This is a genomic window from Peijinzhouia sedimentorum (genome assembly GCF_049340005.1).
Classification (GTDB): Bacteria; Bacteroidota; Bacteroidia; order Cytophagales; family Cyclobacteriaceae; genus CAXBDP01.
The window spans coordinates 137,722-160,087 of record NZ_JBMPIY010000003.1; the positions used below are offsets into that span (position 1 = coordinate 137,722).

A 22,366-nucleotide genomic window follows, 5' to 3' on the forward strand; every position below is an offset into this window, starting at 1 on the left:
TAAGCAAAAAAACACAGAACTCTATAATGGTAGTTTTAGCAAGTCTTTCAACATTGGCTTGTTCTTATCAGTTTCCTGAAAAGCCAGAAATTGAACCAGTAAGTTCCGTTCAGGCCGATTTCAGCAATACCATATTTATTGGCTCTTCCATACTTTCGGGCTATATGGATGGGGCGTTATATACAGAAAGCGAGTCATTTGGTATAAGCAATTTAATCGCAAATCAGATTAACTTAGGGTCAAATCGCGAATTCAATTTTCCTAAAATTGAGAGCGAATATGGATTAAATACCTTTCTTACATCTGGAACTTCTAATGTTGGCAGATTTGAACTAGGTTACCTAGATTCTCAGTCGCAGAGAGTAACAAAGCTTCTAAGATATAATCAAGGCGGAGGTTTACCGCAAAGCAACGAATCATTAGCGTCATCTCCAGCATTAAATATACCTCGGTTTAGATCTGTCCATTTTAATGACCCCGGCATATTCAATAACCATTATGCAAATCGTTTTGGCCAAAGCTTAAGCAATAGTAGTCTAGTTGATTTTGCCATCAGCCAAAACCCTACTTTCATAGTTTTTGATCCTGGATATGAGGATGCTTTGGGCTATGCAATGGCGGGTGGTGAAGGATCACTTAATCCCTCCGGAGCCATCGAAGCTTACACTAATGCTGATGCGACCCCAGCCAATGTATTTGAAGCTAAGTTACAAAGCTCTTTGCAAAAATTATTTAGCACTGTAAACACCAAAGGGATAATACTTACCATTCCTGATTTTATCGATTTTCCGTATTTTCAATACTATGGGTACGACATCACACCGTTTGTAAGTAATTCTCAGCTCTCTCGCAATAGATCCTATGCTGCCGCATTTAATGACGTAATTCTTGCCTATAATCAATTGCCAAGTACACCAGTAAATGCCCGAAGACCTACACTAGATTTCGCTGAAGATCGCAGAGGAAATTGGGGTGTAGTAATTACGGATAATTCCCTCCCACTTATTCGAAATGTATCCATGACAATTAATGGAAAAGATACGGTAGTAAGTGTACCTTCAATTCGCCATATGACATTCGAGGATTACCTTATTTGGGATATTGACGTCCAATTAGGTTCAGGCGATTCGGGCCTTCCTTTGAATCCTATTCCAGCTAATAAAATTCTTACCAAAACAGAAACCTTATTGGTGAATGAACGCATTACAGCCTATAATGAAATTATTTTCCGTTTAGCCAATTCCTATCAAAACGTAAGAGTAGTAGATTTCTACCAAGCTTCAAAAAACTTTCATGCTGGAAGAAACAGATTTTTGGAAATTGAACCTACTGGCGAAACCATTAATGGGGTCATCATTAATTCAACAGTGGTAGAAAATGGAGCTTTTTCTGCTGATGGGATACACTTTAACCCAAGAGGAAATGCATGGATTAGTAATTTTATTATTTCAAATATCAACTCAATGTATGGCTCAAATATCCAGCCCTTGGATGTAAATATCTATCGAAGCAATTATTTTTCTTTGGAATTTTAAGTAACCCTATTCGCTGAACAAATAGCTATTTTGTCGCTCCCTTAAAAATCATTTAAGCAATTATAAACCAGTGAAATAAAGTTGATTTTCTTGTTAAAATAATGTGGGTTTTTGTATTTTAGAGTAGTAACCCCTGCAACTTATTTTAATGAAAGCAAAGCGTATATAATCAAAGCAGTTTATTCTTCAGTTTTGAAGAGACCCTCAACCAGAAACATCCTCTCTATATTCTTTCAACACCATTGATTGGCAGGCATTTGAAAAGGCTACCCCCTTAGTAGGAATAAAGGTCGTCCTGCATAGCCTCGTTTAATGGTGGGTTATTGATTATTAAACATATTCGCAATATTTCTGACGAAAGTGTTGTGGAACAATGGAGCGAAAATATCTATTACCAATACGTTTGTGGCGAGACCTCTTTTGTGGCAGGCGCACCTTGTGAAGCCAGCGAACTGGTTCATTTTCGTCATCGCATAGGAGGAGAAGGCATTGAATTAATTCTAAAAAGAGAGTATTCGTCTCATTGGAGACGATAGCCATGATGCCAACATTAATATTGATTCGACTGTCCAGAAGAAAAACATTACCTTTTCTATCGATGCAAAATTATACAAAAGTATCATTAAAAAGTGTAATGAAATAGCTGTGGAAGAACAGCTACCTGTGCCAAACCTCTACCCGAATATTAAAGAGCTTGCTAGGGATCAATACTTTAGAAACCATCCTAAAAATAAGGCAAATGTATACAAGAAAATAAAAAACATCACAGGAAGATTGGTCAGAGAACTGGAAAGAAACCTTCCGTCCAATTCAGGGCATCAAGCCGATTTAGCTTTGTACAAACACGTATTGGCACAAGAGAAGTGTTCCAAAGTAAGATTGACTCCCTTCACGAACCCCAAACGGATTGCATCTCCAATGGCAAAAAAAATGAGTTTGGGAACAAGGCATCGTTTGTGAAAACCGATACAGGTGTAATCGTTGGCGCAAAGGGTTTTCACGATGAATATGATGCAAATACGCTAGAACAAGTAGAAGGATTAACAGGAAAAGCACCTAAAATAGCAAAGGCAGAGGGTTTCGAGGGAAAAAACAACGCGGAGAAACGGTAATTTTACTTCCTGCTCCACCCAAGAAAAACATGAGTTATTACCAATGAAAAAAGTTAAGCGAAACACATAAAAAACGAGCAGCCATAGAACCGATTATTGGGCATTTGAAAGCAGGTCACATACTCAATCGCAACTTTTACAAGGAAATCGTGGGCGATAACATCAATGTGATGCTAGCAGCAGGTTTTAACTTCAAAAGGATAATGAACAAATGGAAAGTTTAACGAGTCCAGAACTAAAAATTCCAAACGATTTAGTAGCAGTTGGAATTAGAGCATTTTACTTCACCAATGATCACGGTATAGAGCAGGGTGTTAAAAACTTGCTAAAACAAGGAACAGCTTCTGTTGGCTATTTCGACGGCAAATCTTACCGTATAGTTGCAGACCAACTTGATTATGCCAACGGCATCAACACTAGTCAAGATGGAGATATTGTATTTGTATCAGAAACTACTGGAAAAAAAATCTCTGCATTCCAGCGTAGCTATACAAACGGCACATTGGAATTGCTTCATAGTATGAACTTGAACACAGGAGCAGATAATATCGAAATAAACAAAGACGGAACTTTACTTGTAGCAGCACATCCAAATATGCTAGCGTTTATGCGACATGCTAAGAATCAAAAAAAGCATTCACCTTCACAAATTCTACACTTCTCTTATAGCACAATTGACGGCTTTTTAAACGTGAATGAAATCCTCACCGACGATGGAACGAACCTATCGGGAAGCAGCACTGCTGCATATCATAGCGGGAGACTGTTTATCAGCAATGTGTTCGATCCAAAAATATTGGTGGTGGATTTAGAGCTGGAGTGAGGATAAAAAAATAACTCTTAACTTAAGAAAGCTCATTTGATTAAATCCATTTGAAGGAATAGCTAAAGGTTCGCCATCAACCTAATAATTTAATAACATTCGATCAGAAAATTCACCTTCCAGCAGAATAAAAAGCCGTTAAAATAACATTATATATTTTGAGTAATAAAGCCGTAATATTATTTCTAAAATAAATTACCTTAACGAAGGGTTTTAGAAGAAATTATTTATGATTTAGAAGCAATGCGGGGCTCCTTACCTCTACTCTCTAGCAAATCTTCAACTAATATTACTAAATGCGATTTTCACAATTTAAGATTAAGGGAACACTTACTTTTTCAGTGTTTCTTGTTTTCCTTCTCAATAGCAATTTAGTTTTTGGACAGGAAACTTCTGGAGTATTCGGAAAAGTTACTGATTACTATACTTTAAAGAGCCTTGAGGGAGCAAATATTACCATCAAAGAATCACTCAACTCAGAGAAGGTGGTTGGGTTCACAACAAACAGACAAGGTGGGTTTTCATTTTTCACAAGATACCCATTACCATTCACCTTACAAGTGACTATGGTTGGTTATGAAGCTAAAGAAATACAGATTACGGAAACAACTACAGAAAATCTAGATATACGATTAACTCCTACTGACTTCGTACTAGATGAATTTATTGTAAGCGGAAGTAAAGTTGAACAAGAAAGGCTAACATCTCCGCTTCTAGTTGAAAAATTAGGTATTATTGAGTTAATGCAAACTGCCTCCATAAGCGTATTTGATGCAATAGGGAATATTAGAGGTGTTGATGTAGTAACGCAAAGTATGGTATTAAATACTGTTAATACTAGAGGATTCAATTCTACTGCAAACACCCGATTTGTACAATTTTCCGATGGAATGGATGCCCAAGCACCAGGATTAAATTTTTCTTTAGGAAATGTTGCTGGTATTCCTGATATAGATGTTGAATCAGTTGAATTGATTCCTGGACCTACTTCTGCCCTCTATGGGCCTGGTGCATTCAATGGAGTATTAACCATACAAAGTAAAAATCCCTTCGATTATCAAGGGTTAAGCTTGACAGCTAAAACAGGCATTAATGGTATGGAGTCAGGAGGAACTAGCTTAGTTGATTTTGGTGGCAGCCCCGTACGAGAAGCTTCAATCAGATATGCAAAAGCATTTAACAATAAATTTGCATTCAAATTAACAGGTAGTTTTCTAAAAGCGACAGACTTTCAAGCAGACAACTATTCTAATATTGGCGTTGGCCTTCCATTTGAAACATTTGCTGATAACCCAGGGATAGACGGACTAAATATTTATGGTGACGAAATTACTAACAGACTCCCAATTGGAGGGAATGATTCATTAGTCGTAGTTAATAGAACTGGGTATCGAGAAGAAGATTTAGTCGATTACAAGATTGAAAACACAAGAACTTTAGCCTCGCTACATTACAAATTCTCCCCCAAAACGGAACTTATCTTACAAGGCAATTACGGAACTATCACCACAATGCTCACTGGAGATAACAGAATTTTCCTTCGAGATTTTTCAATTTATCAGACAAAGGCCGAAATCAAAGGCGAAAAATTAAATTTGAAAGGGTATATGACTGGCCAAAATTCTGGAGATTCATATGATGCTGGTTTATTAGCTGCTAATATGATTAGGGTTGCTAAACCCGATGAATTTTGGTTTCAACACTTCTTAACTGGAATGAGGATGTCAAATGGAGGTAGTTACTCAAGAGCTAGAGATTTTGCTGATTCAGGGTTTGGTATGGGTCAAAATTTTGAGTCAAGATATGCTCCAGGAACTCCTGGTTTTGACTCACTAAAGTTGGCAATTCAAAATTCATCCGAACCAGGATATGGAGCTAAGATTATTGATCGATCCAAGCTTTATAATGTAGACGGGTCTTACATCCTTGATGAAATTTCTGATTTTGCCAAATTCACAGTTGGTGGTAATTATAGGTTCTATACACCAGTTTCGGATGGAACTATTTTCACCGATTCCGCAAATAACGAACTAAGTGTCTATGAATATGGAGCCTTTGTTCAAGCGACTAAGGATATTTTAGACAAAGATTTATACTTTACGGCATCTATTAGATATGATAAAAATGAAAATTTCAAAGGTCAATTCAACCCAAGAATTTCGGTAGTTCATACTGTCAAAAAAGTTCATAATCTGCGTATGAGCTTTACTACTGGCGTACGTTTTCCTTCAGTAAGAGAACAATTTTTTAATCAAAATCTTGGGGACACAAGACTAGTAGGTGGTTTGCCTCAAGTCGTAAGTCAATTTGACTTAGGTAATAATGCTTTTACAGAACAAGGACTTGAAAAATTTAATGAAGCTGTTATAAAAGACATTACACTTGATCCAATTAATAATCCAGATCCATTAGGGCAAAATCAAGCATATTTAAGACATCTTAATATTCTTGAACAATCTGTCATAAAACCAAATCAATTAAATGGAATTAGACCTGAAAGAGTAACTACCATAGAATTCGGTTACAAAAACGTATTTGAAAAAAGGAGATATGTAGATGTTACTGTTTATCGAAATTATTACAATGATTTTATTGGGGTAATAAGACTAATAAAACCAAAAACTAGCCCAGGTACAGATTTATTCGCCGCCGCACTTCAAGCTAATAATAGTCCAGAAAGTGATAATGTTTTTATATTTGGAAATAGCAATGCTCAAATAATTACCCAAGGCATTGAGGGAACTTATGATGTAACATCCCCCGAAGGCATCAACTTCGCTATAAATGCCACTTATGCCCAATTATTAAAGACAGATGAAAATGATCCTATAATTCCTTCCTTCAACACTCCATTAATGAAAACTAATTTAAGTATTGGACATAGAAGAGCAACGGAAAATTTTGGATTCAACCTCGTATGGAGATTTAGATCAGAATTTTTATGGGAAAGTGCTTTTGCAGATGGAATTGTTGATGACTACAATACATTTGATGTACAGTTAACTTATCGTTTACCAAAGATAAATTCTAGTATTAGAGCGGGAGGAATGAATATCTTCAATGAAAAATTTGTAAATGCTTACGGAGGACCAGGAATATCTTCAATATGGCATCTAACATATACTTTTGATCCTTTCTTCTTCAACTAACTCCAAATGATCAAGAAAATAAAATTTTTATTAATGAAGCATAAGTTACTCTTTAGCCTGTTTTTTCTATCCATTATGATAGTAGTAGGTTGTAAATATGAATTTCCAGAACCTATTGTAATCCAAGAACCAACATCAGATCAAGCTGATTTTTCTAACCTAATTATTATAGGCTCTTCAAATCAAGCTGGCTACATGGATGGAGCGTTATATAACGATGGCGAATCAAACTCCGTAGGCAAACTACTTGGTCAACAGTTTTATATGGCTTCTGACAAACCGTTCAATGTCCCATTAATAAATTCTAGATATGGGTTTAATACCCAAATCACACCAAACGAAAACAATAGAGGAAGATATGAACTTTGGTTTAATCAAAACAACTCTTTAACGCCAGACAGGTTAAGCGTTCCTGGAGAACCAATAAGTGTGTTCAATGGATCGTTGTCAGAAATTCAAAACCTAAGCATTCCAGGTTTTAGATTAGCCCACTTCAATCAAACCAGTACATTTGACTTGCCTTTGGCTACTCGATTTGGACAGCAGCTAAATTCAAAATCTTTAATTGATTATGCCAATGATCAAGATGCAAGCTTCTATGTAATTGACCCTGGACTTGATGATATCCTCGGATATGCTTTAGCGGGAGGTTCTGGGACTTTAAACCCAACTGGAATGGTTACTGATTATCAGGTTAATGATGCCACTGCTACAAGTTTATTTGCAAATGAACTTACTTCAATAATCAGTAACTTGGGGCTAAGTGGTTCAAGTAGCACTAAAAATGCAGTTATTGCAAACATTCCTGATATTACAGACTTCCCATATTTCCACTCAGCTTACTATGATATAACACCATATATTGACAATTCTCAACTTTCAAGAAACAGGGCTTATGTAGCTTTATTTAATGAAATTTTACTTCAATATAACAACCAACCAAATCTAGAAGAAGCTAAGAAAAGGCCTTTTTTAGATTTTGCAGAAGATCGAAGAGGAAACTGGGGTATAGTGATAGTTGACCCTGAACTAGAACCGATAGTAAATTTTCAAGCTAGAATTGCAGGACGTGATACTTTAGTAATTCTTCCTTCTATCCGACACATGACGCCTAATGAGTTAGTTACATATGAAGTTACTGAATTACTTGGCATTGGTGACTATGGGTTGCCACTCAACCCTGTTCCGAATAACCAAAGCCTAACATTATCCCAAATTAATAACATCAAACAAAGAACTCAGGAGTTCAATCAAATCATTAGTGCATTAGTTACTTCTCAAGATAATTTGGCCTTGGCTGACATATATTTAGAATCTAAAATATTACATGAGGGAAGAAATAGATTCCTTAAATTTCCACCACCTGGAATTTTAATTAATGGACTAATATTAAGACCAAACACAGTTGAAAATGGCGCATTTTCAGCTGACGGAATTCATTTTAACCCAAGAGGAAATGCTTGGTTTGCCAATATTATCTTAAAATCAATTAATGATAAATTTGAAGGAAACCTACCTCTATTAAATACTAATACATTTAGAGGTAATTTCTTTGAAAATAATTTCTAACCTAATGAAAATGCGATTTCTTAGTGCTCTATCTTTATCAATCTTGCTTTTTTTTTCATGTGAGGAAGAACAAAACTGCCCAGCATTACCTGAAATATTTGCAGGGAATGATATGCTTGAATTGGTAGAACCATCGATAAGACTTGATGGCACTGAAAATATCGACGGAGTTGAGGCAATATGGGAAGTGGTACAAGGAGAAGGGGGCGAAATTAATCGTCCTCTAAAATCAAATACCATGTTTAAAGGTATTCCAGGTGAAGTTTATACATTAAGATATACTTTTTCTAACGAATGTTCCAAGGTTTCTGATGAAGTCATAATTTCATTCTGTCAAGTTCCTGAACAAGCCTATGCAGGATCCGATAAAATTGTGGGACAAGGGAATACAACAACTTTGAATGCTGAAACACCTGAACAAGGCAATGGATATTGGGAAATTATCTCTGGCGTGGGAGGGCAAATTGCAAGTATTACAAATCCAAAATCTCAATTTACGGGTCAATCAGGTAATTCTTATCAATTGAGATGGACTGTAGAGCTTGGCTGTGGAACAAAATCTGATCATGTTAATATCAGATTCTTTACTCAAGGTTCATTTACTGATAACCGTGATGGTAAAATATACGGAACAGTAAAAATTGGAAAATATACCTGGTTTTCAAGAAACCTTGATTATGATGCTCCTGGGTCATTTGCTGCTATTAACCCACTGTTTCAATTTGAAGGCAGATTTTATTCTTGGGCAGCGGCGATGAATCTTCCTCTCAGCTTTAATTCACAACCATATAGTGGAGATGAAGTTCAAGGTGTTGCCCCAGAGGGTTGGAGAATCCCTTCAGTAGAAGAAATTCAAGACCTTATTGATAATCTAGACAAAGGGCAAGATGGCTATACTCAAATATTAAATGGAGGCAACTCTGGTTTTAATTTACTTTTGGCTGGGTTTGGCGTAAATGGTTCAATTTCTCGATCACAGCAGGCAGGCTTTTATAGTAGAAACGCTGAAGTAAATACTGCTCAATATGGATTTTTGTTTCCAAATAATTCATTGCAAATTGTATCTTTTGATAAATCAAGAGCTTGGAATGTAAGACCTGTAAGAGATTAATTTCTTATACAAGCGACACATTTCAACTCAATTGCGATAGGAGTAGGTAGTGAGCTTATCTCCACGGTTGTTCGGCAAGGCTGATTATCCTTAAAATATTCAGCGTAGATTCTATTATAGATTTTGAAGTCAGCGTGCATATTAGTAAGAAATACCGTTACATCAACAAGATCATTCCAGGCGGCGCCAGAATCTTCCAGAATGATTTTTATATTTCTAAATACTGAATGGCATTGAGCTTCAATATCATAGCTCAAAATCTTACCATCCTCATCGAGCTCAACTCCAGGAATTTTTTTGGTGCCACGTTCTCTTGGCCCTACTCCTGACAAAAACAGCAAATTTCCCACTCGCCTCGCATGCGGGTAAAGCCCAACAGGTTCTGGAGCTTTCGATGACTCTATTTTATCGTTTTGTGCCAAAGTTGTATGATTTAATTATTCCTCGTATGCCCATGAAATCCCTGTTTTCATGTCCTTTACAGTAACACCCACATTTTTTAAACTAGCGCGAATTTGATCTACCAAGTCGTAGTTTTTATCTGCTTTAGCTTGCGCATAAATTTCCAGAAGCGATTGAATGACAGTTTCTACCTCAGTGACTTTTTCCTCCCGCAATCCTAATATATCAACCACAAAAGTACGGTACGTTTTGGCTAGCAAATCAAACGCCTCCTGACCAATGGCTGATGGATTCAGCTGAGCTGTTTGCATGCTATTGATCTTTTTCAAAATGTTGAACAGATGAGCTACCACTTTTGCAGTATTCAAATCATCATTTATAGCGCGGTAGCAATTGTCAGCCAATTGATTTATTTGCTCTACTTGTTTCTCATCTATAGCCACTTCTGGATCTGGTACAAATTCTAATTCATTCAATACTCTCAAGCCATTCATTAGCTTCTTATATCCTTTGGCCGCAGCAAGAAGAGCTTCATTAGAAAAATCAAGTGTGCTACGATAATGAGCTTGAAGTATGAAAAAACGAACCGTCATTGGGCTGTATGGGCGATCGAGCAACTTATGCGAACCTGTAAACAGCTCTTGCAAATTGATAAAATTACCCAATGACTTGCCCATTTTCTGGCCATTGATGGTAATCATATTATTATGCATCCAGTACTTAGCTGGGTCGTGTCCGTGACTAACTTTAGATTGAGCAATTTCACATTCGTGATGCGGGAATAGCAAGTCCATTCCTCCGCCATGAATATCGAAAGTTTCACCGAGATATTTCGCACTCATGGCCGAGCACTCCACATGCCAACCTGGAAAGCCATCGCTCCATGGAGATTGCCATCTCATAATATGCTCAGGTGATGCTTTTTTCCATAAGGCAAAATCCAAAGGGCTACGCTTATCTGTTTGGCCATCCAATTCTCTTGTACCTGCCATCAAGTCTTCTATCACTCTGCCCGAAAGTTTGCCATAATGCTCACTCTCAGCATATTTCATTACATCAAAATAAATTGACCCTTCTGCCTCATAAGCCAATCCTTTTTCCACAATCTGCTTCACCATTTCTATTTGGTCAGGAATATGGCCGGATGCCTGTGGTTCAATGCTAGGCGGGAGGGTATTGAGCAAAGCCATATCTCTATGGTAGGAATTAGTATGCTGCTGTGCCACTTCCATAGGCTCCAATTGCTCTAATCTAGCCTTTTTGGCAATTTTATCTTCACCTGAATCCGCATCTTGCTCCAAATGACCTACATCTGTAATGTTGCGCACATAACGCACTTTGTAGCCCAGGTGGTTGAGGTAGCGAAATAGTAAATCGAAAGTAATTGCAGGACGAGCATGACCCAAATGAGCATCTCCATACACAGTCGGCCCACAAACATACATCCCTACAAATGGTGGATTTATTGGTTGAAATTCTTCTTTTTGGCGAGAGAGTGTGTTGTATACACTTAGTTGGCTTTGCATCTTACAAAAATAGCGAATTATGGGTTTGACTAATCAATTTGATGTAATAGAATACAAATTTCATTAAATTAGCTAGTAGCCCAACGGAAATTCTGATTTTTATATAAAAGCCATGAAAATCCAATACTCGGAAAAATGCTTTGAACATGCCCTTGAGGAGCAAAAAAACCGTGCTCCACATATGCTCACAAAAATAGCAAATACCGAGGCTAGAAGAGCTGGGCAAATTAGAGGCTTAGTGATCGAACATCATGTATCGGCATGGTTTCGAAAGTTCTACCCTTTCCAATATTTAGAGGCCGACAATTTCCAACAATGGACAATACCTTGTGCGCATGATTTCAAACTGAAAATATCCTCCCGCATTTTACGAGTAGATGTAGCAGGCCCACGAAAAGATGGAAGCTTTGGTTCTTATCGTCAAAAACCAAGATCGGACGTGGATTTCCATATTTTATGCAAAGCAATAGGTTTTGAAAGCTGGGATCAAATTGATTTCCTCCAAGGGTTTGAAATTATTGGTGTAGTGAAATCTTGTGATTTTGTCATGAAAATTTCACCTAAAAATATTATTCCCTTTTCTGATTGGCTCAAAATGATACATCTTTGACCATGGATCAATTGCTAGTAGAATTGCTACCAGAAAACTTACGCGAGAAATATCTCAAGCGATTGGCTAGATATGCAAATAAGTATGGTTCAGAAAAGCTCCCGAAGTATATCAAAAAGTTGAACCTCGAAATACAGCGGGAGGAATTGAAGGCTAAACTATCCGAAAAGCTCATTGCTTCTATCAAGCCTCAATACTTGGAAAGTGCCCTATTTGAACTTGAAAATGGCAAATATTTAGATTGGTACTTGAAAGACCAAACCGAGCCATTTGAAAAAATGCTGGCTCATTTCTCTCAACTCAAATCTTACAGCCCGACTTTACTACATAGTGATTTTCGAGAAGCAAGTATTGAGGATAATTCTATCGATTTGATAGTGACGGATCCCCCATATCCAAAAGAGTTTCTGCATTTGTATAAAGATTTGGCTCAATTCGCTGCCAGAGTTTTGAAGCCTGGAGGTTCACTCGTGGCTATGGCGGGTCAATCCTATTTACCAGAAATTTTCGATCTGATGAAAGTAGATGGCTTGCAATATAATTGGACAATTAGCTATTTGACTCCTGGCGGACAAGCTCCCCAACTATGGCAACGTAAGGTCAATGCATTTTGGAAGCCCGTGCTTTGGTACACAAAAGGGAAAAACCAGCGCTGGGTAGGTGATGTGGTAAAAAGCGCTGTAAATGATAATGACAAACGATTTCATTTTTGGGGGCAATCAGAATCTGGAATGGGCAATCTTATAAGCAAAGTGAGTTCCGTTGGCGATACTATTTTAGATCCATTTATGGGTGGTGGCACTACAGGCTTGGTTAGCCTTCAATTGCATCGCAAGTTTATTGGAATCGAGATTGATGCCGATTCATTCCATAATGCCAATGAACGTATTGAGGAATTGATGAAAGGAATCCGTAGCTAATATTTTGGGAAATATCTGTTAAAACCTAGTTAAGGAGAGCTAGACCCTGACGAATACCTATAATACTTATTATCTGCATGCTAGATAATGCCTCTGCTTGCTCTTAATAATGTTTGATAATTGTTTTATCAAATTCAACTCATTATCTTTGTGGTGATTTTAAGATGCGGAAGGGGACTTGAGTCCCCTTTTTCATTTTTCCCAACTGATATGGAACTGGAACAAAAAATTGCAGATAAGGTAAATGAACTTCTTGAGGATGAATCTCACTTTTTAGTGGAGGTAAGCCTTAGTAACAACCGCATTGGCACCAAACTGCTAGTGCTACTTGATGGTGATGAAGGCATTAGCATCGAAAGTTGTGCAAGAGTGAGTAGAGGTTTAGGCCGCTGGATTGAAGAAGAAGAGCTAATTGAAAGTTCCTATCAGCTTGAAGTATCGTCTCCTGGTATTGATAGACCTTTACAAGGGTTGAGACAATATAGGAAAAACATTGGTCGGATGTTGAAATTGACTAGTCCTTCAGATATTACTCGCAAGGGTTTACTGATGGAAGTAGCTGAAGATGGCATTCGCATTGAAGAAGAAGTAAAACAAGAAGGCAAGAAAAAAACTGTGAAACAGGAAGTATTTGTCCCTTTTGTTGAAATAAAAAAATGTACCGTTTTAGTATCATTTAAATAAAGCTATGGATAGTGGCAATTTAATAGAATCCTTTGCAGAATTTGCCCGACAAAAAAATGTCGATCGGCCTACAATGATTCGCATCCTAGAAGATGTGTTTCGTACAATGATTCGCAAAAAATATGAAACTGATGATAACTTCGATATCATTATCAATGCTGATAAAGGCGATTTAGAAATTTGGAGATCGCGTGAGATTGTTGATGACAACTCAGAAGATATTTGGGATCATGATAAAATCTGTCTTACTGATGCACGCAAAATTGAACCTGACTTTGAAGTAGGTGAAGAAGTAGCTGAAGAAGTAAGTATTGAGCATTTTGGCCGTAGAGCAGTAATGACAGCTCGCCAAACATTGATTCAGAAAATCAAGGATCTTGAGAAAGATATTCTATTCCAAAAGTATAAAGATATCGTTGGCGAAATAATCGTAGCCGAAGTTTATCAGATACTAGGCCGTGAGGTATTATTGATGGATTCAGACGGAAATGAACTATCTATTCCGAAGGATCAGCAAATTGGAAAAGACAGATATAGAAAAGGTGAAAGCGTAAGAGCTATTGTTCACAGGGTAGAAATGGTAAATGGTAATCCAAAAATCATTCTTTCTAGAACTTCACCAGTATTCCTTGAGCGCTTGTTCGAAAACGAAGTCCCTGAAGTTTATGATGGCCTAATCACCATCAAAAAGGTAGTTCGCGAACCAGGTGAAAGAGCAAAAGTTGCTGTAGAATCTTATGATGATAGAATCGATCCTGTAGGTGCATGTGTGGGGATGAAGGGTTCGAGAATTCACGCCATCGTACGCGAGTTGCAAAATGAAAACATCGATGTAATTAACTACACTGATAATTTGGAGCTTTACATCCAAAGATCATTGAGCCCGGCTAAAGTTTCATCTATCAAAGTAAATAATGAAGATGGTAGAGTGGCTGTGTACTTAAAGCCTGATCAGGTATCATTAGCAATAGGTAAAGGTGGTTTGAACATTAAACTAGCTAGCAGATTAGTAGGCCTTGAGATAGATGTATTTAGAGAGATTTCTGACTTTGAAGAGGAGGATGTGGATCTTGACGAATTCTCTGATGAAATCGAAAGCTGGGTGATTGACGAATTGAAGAAAATTGGATTGGATTCGGCCAAAAGTGTGTTGGCTAGAACAAAAGAAGATTTGCTCAGGCTTACAGATTTAGAGGAAGATACAATCGAAAGCGTACTTCAGGTTCTTAGAGAGGAATTTGAATAAAGAACAATTAATTAATTTTGAATTTTTAGGGGGTAATTATTTATGTCAGAAGAAAAGATGATGCGATTAAACCAAGCTGCAAGGAAGCTCAATGTAGGATGGCAGACCTGTGTTGAATTTCTTGGCAAGAAAGGTTTTGTGATAGATCCCAATCCTAATGCGAAGGTTACGATGGAGCAGTTCAATCTGCTATCCAAAGAGTACGCCGATTCCGCTATGGAGAAGGAAGAAGCTTCGCATCTCACTATAGGTAAAAAACACAACGAAAATGTTGTAATTGATACCGCAGGAGAAGAAGTTGAGAAGAGGAAAGACGATGATGAGGAAATCTTCATAAAAAGTGTAGGTCAATCTACATCTGTTCCTGAAAACAAGCCAGCAAATACCCCTGCTGCTAGTTCTGAGGAAAAGAAAACAGAAGAAGCTCCAAAAGAAGAAGAAAAACCTTCTACTAAAATTGAATCTCCGAGACTGCCAGGCACCAAGGTTATTGGTAAAATAGATCTTGACAAGCCAAAAGCGAAAACAACTCCAGCTGAAGTGGAAAAGCCAGCTGAGAAACCTGCTGAGCCAAAAGTTGAGGCTAAGAAAGAGGAAACTCCAGAAGTAAAACCTGTTGAAAAACCTGCAGCTGAAGCTCCAGTGGAAAAGGTAGTTGAAAAACCAAAGGAGGAAGTTAAAGAAACTCCTAAGGTGCCTGCTGAAGCTAAAAAGGAGGAGCCTAAAGTTGAAAAACCTGCTGAAACAAAAGTGGACGCCAAAAAAGAAGAGCCTAAAGTAGATATAAAACCTAAAAAGGAAGAGCCTAAGCCAGAAGATAAAAAAGAAGCTCCTCAAAAAATAGAATTGAAACCTGAGGTAAAAGATGTCGAAAACGAATCAGGCCCAGTTATTAGAGCAGAAGCTGAAAAACTAAGAGGTCTGAATGTATTAGGAAAAATTGAGCTTCCTGATAAGAATAAGAAGAAAAAAGTAACCTCTAGTGATTCAGCTGGTGCAGACAGACGTGGTAAGAAGAGAAGAAAGCGTAAAGTAGTAAGCAAGGAAGTAGATGTTAAAAAGGACGGTACCGCTGCTCCAAGAGCTGGTAGTCCTGGAGGAACATCTTCAGATACTAGACCAAGAAGAGGTAAGGCAGCACCACAAACTGCCCGAAGACCACAAAAAGAGGAGCCTTCGGATAAGGAAATCCAAGAAAAAATTAAGGCTACTTTAGCTCGCCTAAGTGGCAATACTAAAGGTGGTTCTCCTTCCAGATCCAAATATAGAAGAGATAAACGATCTGCAGCAGCCGATGCTGAAGAAGAAAGAGCTAGATCGGAACAGGATAACTTACAGACTTTAAAAGTTACAGAGTTTATTTCTGCAAATGACCTAGCATCATTGATGGACGTAAATGTAAATGACATTATTGCCAAAGGATTAGGCCTTGGAATGTTCATTTCCATCAACCAAAGGCTTGATGCAGAGAGCATCACTTTCCTTGCTGATGAATTTGGGTATGCAGTTGAATTTATCTCTACTGAAGATGAAGAATTAATTGATGTAGATGATGATGAACCGGAAGATTTAGAACCAAGAGCTCCAATTGTCACTATCATGGGTCACGTTGATCATGGTAAAACTTCACTTTTGGATTATATCCGCTCGTCAAAAGTAACTGCCGGAGAAGCGGGAGGTATTACTCAGCACATTGGCGCGTATGATGTAACTACAGATGATGGTCGCCGAATAGCGTTCCTTGATACTCCAGGTCACGAAGCCTTTACCGCTATGCGTGCTCGTGGTGCCAAAATTACGGATGTGGCAATTATCGTAGTAGCAGCGGATGACGCGGTGATGCCTCAAACGAAAGAAGCAATCAACCACGCCCAAGTTGCAGGTGTACCAATTGTAATTGCTATCAACAAGATTGATAGACCAAACGCAAACCCTGAAAAAATTAAAGAACAACTTTCTGCTATCAATATATTGGTGGAAGATTGGGGTGGTAAATACCAGTGCCAACATATCTCGGCAAAAACTGGACAAGGCATTGATGACCTTTTGGAAAAAGTACTTCTAGAAGCAGAATTGCTTGAACTAAAAGCCAACCCAGATAAGCTTGGCTCAGGAACAGTAGTAGAAGCTTCGCTAGATAAAGGTAGAGGTTATGTATCTACTGTAATGGTGCAAAATGGCTCCATGTCAGTTGGTGATGTAATTATCGCCGGCTCTCATTATGGTAAAGTCAAAGCGATGTTCAACCATAAGGGAGATAAAGTGAAGAAAGCTGGCCCAGCTACTCCGGTATTAGTACTTGGCCTGGGTGGAGCTCCTCAAGCTGGTGATAAATTCAACATAATGGGCAGTGAAAGAGAAGCCCGTGAAATTGCCAACAAACGTGAGCAAATACAGCGTGAGCAAAGTATGCGTACCAAGAAGCATATTACATTGGATGAAATCGGACGTCGTTTGGCGATTGGTTCATTCAAGGAGCTTAATTTGATTGTGAAAGGTGACGTGGATGGTTCCATCGAGGCGCTTTCGGACTCATTGCTGAAACTTTCTAATGAAGAAGTTAAAGTAAATATCATCCATAAAGGTGTTGGTCAAATTTCTGAATCAGACGTGTTGCTTGCTTCTGCATCAGATGCAATCATTATGGCCTTTCAAGTTCGCCCATCAGCATCAGCTAGGAAATTGGCAGAGCAGGAGGAAATCGAGATCAGAATGTTCTCTATTATCTACGATGCAATCAACGTAATTAAAGATGCAATAGAAGGCATGCTTTCTCCAGATGTGGAAGAGGTAATTACTGGTACGGCGGAAATTAGAGAAGTATTCAAAATCTCTAAAGTAGGTACTGTTGCAGGTTGTATGGTTCAAGAAGGGTTCATCAATCGTAAGAATAAAATCCGCTTGATCAGAGATGGTATTGTAATTTATACTGGTGATTTGGGCGCATTGAAGCGATTCAAAGATGATGTGAATGAGGTGAAAAAAGGATACGAATGTGGTATGAGCATTCAGAACTTTAATAACCTCGAAGAAGGTGATTCTATTGAAGGCTTCACTATGAAGGAAACAAAAAGAACGCTTAAATAAGCTTATTTCAAATATTGAACATAAAAGTAGATTGGCTCTTTCGTCAATCTACTTTTGTTTTAGAGCTTTATGATTTCAGCATTGCTTCAATTCTTACTAATCTTCAATTACCTAAGCACCTTCCTTTTGGCAATGGGACTGGTTCGTCCTTGGTGGGTATTGTGGTTTATGGATACAATAAACCGGGCACGGGTAATTAAAATCTATGGAAGTATTGCCCTTATCGGATGGCTTGTATGGCTTAGCCTAAGTTTTCTTGCAAAGTAGAAATACGGGTTTTCTATCTAACAGTGTTGTAGCAAAAATGTAGATATCTCCTCCATCTTTTATCTTTGTTCTTCTTCGAACTGCGGCCACAGTTTCAGGAAAATTCCTTGTCGTAATATTAGCCTTTCCTTCAGGCAGCAATTCCATCAATTTTCTACTATATGGATGCTCTGTAGCCATAAGCTCAAAGCTCCTCCCAGGAAAGCCTTCAATGAAAGAGTATGAAGTGTACAAATGGCTATTAGGATGGAGTTTTTTTAAATCGTAACGAATGGCAATGGAGCGAAACCCTCCCGCTTTCAATATGGCTGCATTGGGCTCATAGAGATATTTATTGGGCATGGATAGTCCAATAGCTGATGCTGCCTCTTCCGATTTGGTGAATGTGAAATAGTTAGTTTCTGCTGGACTCTTAATATCTACCGCTTCAATAATAGGCTCTTCCAACCAGCCTTTTTCCATCAATATGAGCAATTCTTTGCATTCATTTTCAACAGCAACTACCCATATCTTTTTGACGCCATTTAGCTTCATTGTAGCAGCATTCACATCCAACATGGGAGCTGCTTTCAGCAAAATTTGCTTACACTTTTTGAATAAGGCATTTTGGATTAAAGTGATATCTGGTTGGCAATCCATCAATCTAAACACCTTATTCTTTTTATCATCTCTTCTAGCTGGATCCAAGTAAATTAGATCAATATCAGCTTGATTATCAGAAAGAAAATCTAGTCCATCGTTCGAGTGCACTTCAATATTATCTGCTCCTAAAACTTGGAAATTATGCTTGGCAAGATCACATAAATGCCCTTGTCGCTCAATAAATTGAACCTTCTCAAAATGCTTGCTGAAATAAAAACTATCGACTCCGGTACCTCCAGTCAAATCCACTAACGTTTTCCCCGAAAACAATTGAGCTTTGAACAATGCTGTAAGTTCTGATGAACATTGCTCCATTGATATGGAAGGAGGAAAAATTATTCCTTCAGTCGAGTACCATTCAGGTAGCTTTTGTTTAGCCTTTTGTCGAGCTGCAATTTGTGCTACAGCTTCTTTTAAAGGAAAATCCTGCCCTACAGATGCGTTGAGCATCAATTGAGCAGGATTTTCACTTTCATTATTTTTAATAAAATCCTTTACATCTGTTTTTTGAAGTAAGTCTATCAAAACGCTAATGAATGTTCTACGAGATACTTGGCTATTTGTACAGCATTAGTTGCTGCACCTTTTCTTAAATTATCAGCTACTATCCACATATTCAACGTGTTTGGCTGAGACTCATCTCTTCGTAAACGACCGACAAATACATCGTCCTTACCTTGAGCCATATTTGGCATAGGATACTCATTATTTGCTGGATTATCCACTATCGTGATTCCGCTAGTTTTGCTCAAAAGCTTTCTTACCTCATCCAAATCAAAGTCCTTATGAAACTCTACATTCACAGCCTCCGCATGGCCACCAATTACTGGAATCCGAACGGTAGTAGATGTTAAAGCTATGGAATCATCTCCCATAATCTTCTTAGTTTCATTTACCATTTTCATTTCCTCTTTGGTGTAGCCATTTTCCAGAAACACATCAATATGAGGTATCACATTCAAATCAATTGGATGTGGATACACTTTGTTTCCTTCACGGCCGGCTCTCTCGTCCATTAGCTGATCCACAGCCTCTTTGCCTGTACCAGTTACAGACTGATAAGTGCTAACAACTACCCTCTTCACACCATATTTTTTGTGAAGCGGGTTAAGTGCTAATACCATTTGAATGGTAGAGCAGTTTGGATTAGCAATAATCCGATCGTCGATCCTTAGGGTGGAAGCATTGATTTCAGGAACAATCAACTTGTGGCGTGGGCTCATTCTCCAAGCTGAAGAATTATCTACCACTATTGTTCCCGCTTCTTCGAACAGTGGTGCAAATTGTAATGAAACGCTACCTCCCGCCGAAAATATTGCAATGTTGGGTTTTCGTGAAATAGCTTCTTCCATAGAAATGATGTCGTGATCCACACCTTTGTAGTTTATTTTTTTACCTACAGAACGTACCGATGCTACAAGCATCAATTCATCATATTGGAAACTGTGCTCTGCCAAAACGGTCAGAATCTCTTGGCCAACTAATCCCGTGGCGCCAACAATAGCTAATTTCATTAAACTTTAATTTTGAATAAATAAGATGACCCAAATTGCAATGCACAAAATTGATAGAATTTAGCTGCAATTCAAACTGAAACAACAATCATATCGATCATAATTCAGATTTCAGAATAAACAAAGTCAATATATTATGAAAAAAAGTGGGAGTATACTAAAAATATTTAGCCGTAGAATTTAGATATCGCTCTGGAAATTCGCCATTTGTGGCTTTTTCATAATCTGCATGGCTGCATGGTATAATGCTTTTATTTGGGAATGGTCGTTGCAAATCATTTGAAACTTCCATCCACCATTTATCGGTAAACTTGCTTTTATAAAACACAAGTCCATCCTTTTCTCGTGGCATTTCCACTGTGAATTTCACATAATCACTTCCTTTGAAATCACTTTCGCTTCGACGGTGATAGAATCCCTCTACGAAATACCAAATCATCGTAGCAACCACAGAGGCAGTTTGCATATGAGGATTATCTAGATCAGGATTATATTCGTAAAATCCTGCAGAGCTCAATTTATTATTGAGGCCAGCATACCAGCAAATTTGACAAGCTTCTTCGCCTGTAAGGCCAAAAGGCTGAGCATTGGCATTGCCTGGTGCGTCGCCCATTCGTACAGCTGAAATATCAAAACTGATTAAATCCGCATCTCTAATAAATGGCTCTGTTTCCCGCACATTAGATCGAACCTGACCAAGGCGCATCATATCGAAATACAACTTCTCCATCACCTCCAAAGATTCGCGGGAGGTAAGGTAGCTCTGATGCCCAATTTGGGTGTAATGCAGTAGGAAGTTCGGATTGTGAAGCAATATTTTGTTGATATGGCCTTTAGATGGCCCTTGACTTTCGTCGAACTCCAGATCCAAAAAAGCATCGACATTCACCATTGTTACCAGTTTGCCAATTTCTTCATAAGCTTGAAATTGCGCAACATCTATGTCATGCGAACCGCCAATTATTAATGGCAATACATTTTCGCTCAGCAAAACACGACAAATTTCTTTCACTCGAAATCCAGTATCCTCCGCATTTCTGCCTGAAACAAGATTTCCTAAATCGATAATTCTATACTTTCCATGTCCTTTTTTGAGACGGTAAAGCTTTTTACGAATTTCATCCGCTGCTCTACAAACCCCCTCATTATTGATGGTTCCACGATTTTCGATGATACCAATTATCGCAATATCCATATCCTTAATATCCGGAAACTCGAAACCATGCACATGAATATTTTCATAAAATGAATGAAAATCATCAATCTCCTGATATAGGTTTTCATCTACCGGTGTAAAGAATATTTTAAGATTCATGCTCCTATTCTATTTATTTGATGCTCTTCTCTAAAACTGATTCAAACATTTAAGTTGAGATTTTCAGCTTCTGACTAAATGAAGCTTTGAAATTGAGGAAAAATAACGAAGAATCAATCAAAATTAAAAAATGATTGAAATAGGCTAAGAAAGTAATTGATTGGCGTAAGCAAATTTGATTAGCCCAACAATTGAATTCGTTTTCGTTTTGCGGAAAATATTCTTGCGGTGAGTCTCTACTGTCCGCTCAGAGATAAAAAGCCTTTCAGCAATTACCTTATTAGGACATTCTTGTGCAATAAGTGCCAAGATTTCACGCTCACGACTTGTCAATAGCTGAGGTCCATCTGGCTTCGATAAATCTTGCATGAGCAAACCCGTGATATCTTCACTCACATACCGCTTACCATCTCTTACTTTGTACAAAGCTTTAATTAAATCCTCATTAGTTGATCCTTTTAGAATATAGCCTTCTACACCTTCTTTGAGGACATCTTTTACCAAATGAGGTTCATCATGCATGCTAAGTACCACAATTTTGAGATCGGGATATCTGCTTTTGGCTTCTTTGATAAGTTGTAGTCCTGACATGTCGGGCAAATTGAGATCAGAAACCATGATATCGTAAGTGCCTCTGCTCAAGAAAACCAATGCCTCTGCGGCTCTGCTTGCAACAGCTTTTACTTGAAATTGCTCCTCTCCTTGCAATAAGGCCTTTACACCCTCTTGCATTATTGGATGATCATCTACTAGTATAAGCTTAAGTGGCTCCATAGTCCTAATCCGAAATATTTTCTGAAAATAGCGGAGAAGATTTATAGGAACAACATTATGAGCCTGCATTTTTTTAACTG

At 38.0% G+C, this 22,366-nt stretch carries 20 protein-coding genes; 14 read left to right on the plus strand and 6 right to left on the minus strand.

Features of this window, described 5'->3' with window-relative positions; all coding sequences use genetic code 11:
• Positions 1-26: 26 nt before the first annotated feature.
• From ACOXY8_RS06180 to ACOXY8_RS06215, 8 genes are all read left to right on the plus strand, one after another.
• The gene (locus ACOXY8_RS06180) at positions 27-1,535 is read left to right on the plus strand and encodes a hypothetical protein (protein ID WP_458330684.1); all 1,509 of its coding nucleotides are present in this window, start codon (positions 27-29) and stop codon (positions 1,533-1,535) included.
• Between the two features lie 323 nt (positions 1,536-1,858).
• A complete protein-coding gene (locus ACOXY8_RS06185) occupies positions 1,859-2,071 on the plus strand; it encodes a transposase (RefSeq protein ID WP_458330685.1) in 213 nt (70 codons plus the stop codon).
• Positions 2,072-2,180: 109 nt separating this feature from the next.
• Positions 2,181-2,495: a hypothetical protein gene (locus tag ACOXY8_RS06190; RefSeq protein ID WP_458330686.1), complete on the plus strand. Its 315-nt coding sequence runs from the start codon at positions 2,181-2,183 to the stop codon at positions 2,493-2,495.
• Positions 2,492-2,647, plus strand: a complete 156-nt coding sequence (locus ACOXY8_RS06195; RefSeq protein WP_458330687.1) for a hypothetical protein — start codon at positions 2,492-2,494, stop codon at positions 2,645-2,647. Before ACOXY8_RS06190 ends, ACOXY8_RS06195 begins: the two co-directional genes overlap by 4 nt.
• Before the next feature lie 211 nt (positions 2,648-2,858).
• Positions 2,859-3,470, plus strand: a complete 612-nt coding sequence (locus ACOXY8_RS06200; RefSeq protein ID WP_458330688.1) for an SMP-30/gluconolactonase/LRE family protein — start codon at positions 2,859-2,861, stop codon at positions 3,468-3,470.
• 296 nt (positions 3,471-3,766) lie between these two features.
• Positions 3,767-6,619, plus strand: coding sequence for a TonB-dependent receptor (locus ACOXY8_RS06205; RefSeq protein WP_458330689.1), 2,853 nt, complete (start codon positions 3,767-3,769; stop codon positions 6,617-6,619).
• A gap of 33 nt (positions 6,620-6,652) precedes the next feature.
• A complete protein-coding gene (locus ACOXY8_RS06210; protein ID WP_458330690.1) occupies positions 6,653-8,188 on the plus strand; it encodes a hypothetical protein in 1,536 nt (511 codons plus the stop codon).
• A 10-nt stretch (positions 8,189-8,198) separates the two neighbouring features.
• A complete protein-coding gene (locus ACOXY8_RS06215; protein WP_458330691.1) occupies positions 8,199-9,299 on the plus strand; it encodes an FISUMP domain-containing protein in 1,101 nt (366 codons plus the stop codon).
• Here ACOXY8_RS06215 and ACOXY8_RS06220 read toward each other — a convergent pair.
• Together ACOXY8_RS06220 and cysS are read right to left on the minus strand one after the other, a co-directional pair.
• On the minus strand, positions 9,296-9,721 hold the full coding sequence (locus ACOXY8_RS06220) for a RidA family protein (protein WP_458330692.1): 426 nt from the start codon (positions 9,719-9,721) through the stop codon (positions 9,296-9,298). The genes ACOXY8_RS06215 and ACOXY8_RS06220 overlap by 4 nt on opposite strands.
• 15 nt (positions 9,722-9,736) lie before the next feature.
• On the minus strand, positions 9,737-11,227 hold the full coding sequence (gene cysS / locus ACOXY8_RS06225; RefSeq protein WP_458330693.1) for a cysteine--tRNA ligase: 1,491 nt from the start codon (positions 11,225-11,227) through the stop codon (positions 9,737-9,739).
• 112 nt (positions 11,228-11,339) lie between these two features.
• Between cysS and ACOXY8_RS06230 the strand changes: the two genes are divergently transcribed.
• The 6 genes from ACOXY8_RS06230 (at position 11,340) to ACOXY8_RS06255 (ending at position 17,974) form a co-directional block, all read left to right on the plus strand.
• The gene (locus ACOXY8_RS06230; RefSeq protein ID WP_458330694.1) at positions 11,340-11,837 is read left to right on the plus strand and encodes a hypothetical protein; all 498 of its coding nucleotides are present in this window, start codon (positions 11,340-11,342) and stop codon (positions 11,835-11,837) included.
• Positions 11,838-11,839: 2 nt separating this feature from the next.
• Positions 11,840-12,757, plus strand: a complete 918-nt coding sequence (locus tag ACOXY8_RS06235; protein ID WP_458330695.1) for a DNA methyltransferase — start codon at positions 11,840-11,842, stop codon at positions 12,755-12,757.
• Positions 12,758-12,967: 210 nt separating this feature from the next.
• Positions 12,968-13,441: a ribosome maturation factor RimP gene (locus ACOXY8_RS06240; RefSeq protein ID WP_458330696.1), complete on the plus strand. Its 474-nt coding sequence runs from the start codon at positions 12,968-12,970 to the stop codon at positions 13,439-13,441.
• Between the two features lie 4 nt (positions 13,442-13,445).
• Positions 13,446-14,687, plus strand: coding sequence for a transcription termination factor NusA (nusA, locus tag ACOXY8_RS06245; protein WP_458330697.1), 1,242 nt, complete (start codon positions 13,446-13,448; stop codon positions 14,685-14,687).
• Between the two features lie 42 nt (positions 14,688-14,729).
• Positions 14,730-17,774 (plus strand): translation initiation factor IF-2, encoded by a 3,045-nt coding sequence (infB, locus tag ACOXY8_RS06250; RefSeq protein ID WP_458330698.1) that lies wholly within the window; start codon positions 14,730-14,732, stop codon positions 17,772-17,774.
• 14 nt (positions 17,775-17,788) lie between these two features.
• On the plus strand, positions 17,789-17,974 hold the full coding sequence (locus ACOXY8_RS06255; protein ID WP_458330699.1) for a hypothetical protein: 186 nt from the start codon (positions 17,789-17,791) through the stop codon (positions 17,972-17,974).
• Positions 17,975-18,020: 46 nt separating this feature from the next.
• On the opposite strand, the gene ACOXY8_RS06260 is transcribed toward ACOXY8_RS06255, so the two are convergent.
• From ACOXY8_RS06260 to ACOXY8_RS06275, 4 genes are all read right to left on the minus strand, one after another.
• Positions 18,021-19,208, minus strand: coding sequence for a THUMP-like domain-containing protein (locus ACOXY8_RS06260; RefSeq protein ID WP_458330700.1), 1,188 nt, complete (start codon positions 19,206-19,208; stop codon positions 18,021-18,023).
• Entirely contained in the window at positions 19,205-20,197 is a 993-nt protein-coding gene (locus ACOXY8_RS06265) for an aspartate-semialdehyde dehydrogenase (protein WP_458330701.1), read from the minus strand. Before ACOXY8_RS06265 ends, ACOXY8_RS06260 begins: the two co-directional genes overlap by 4 nt.
• 157 nt (positions 20,198-20,354) lie before the next feature.
• On the minus strand, positions 20,355-21,512 hold the full coding sequence (locus ACOXY8_RS06270) for a formimidoylglutamase (RefSeq protein ID WP_458330702.1): 1,158 nt from the start codon (positions 21,510-21,512) through the stop codon (positions 20,355-20,357).
• Positions 21,513-21,656: 144 nt separating this feature from the next.
• On the minus strand, positions 21,657-22,286 hold the full coding sequence (locus ACOXY8_RS06275) for a response regulator (RefSeq protein WP_458330703.1): 630 nt from the start codon (positions 22,284-22,286) through the stop codon (positions 21,657-21,659).
• Positions 22,287-22,366: the final 80 nt, after the last annotated feature.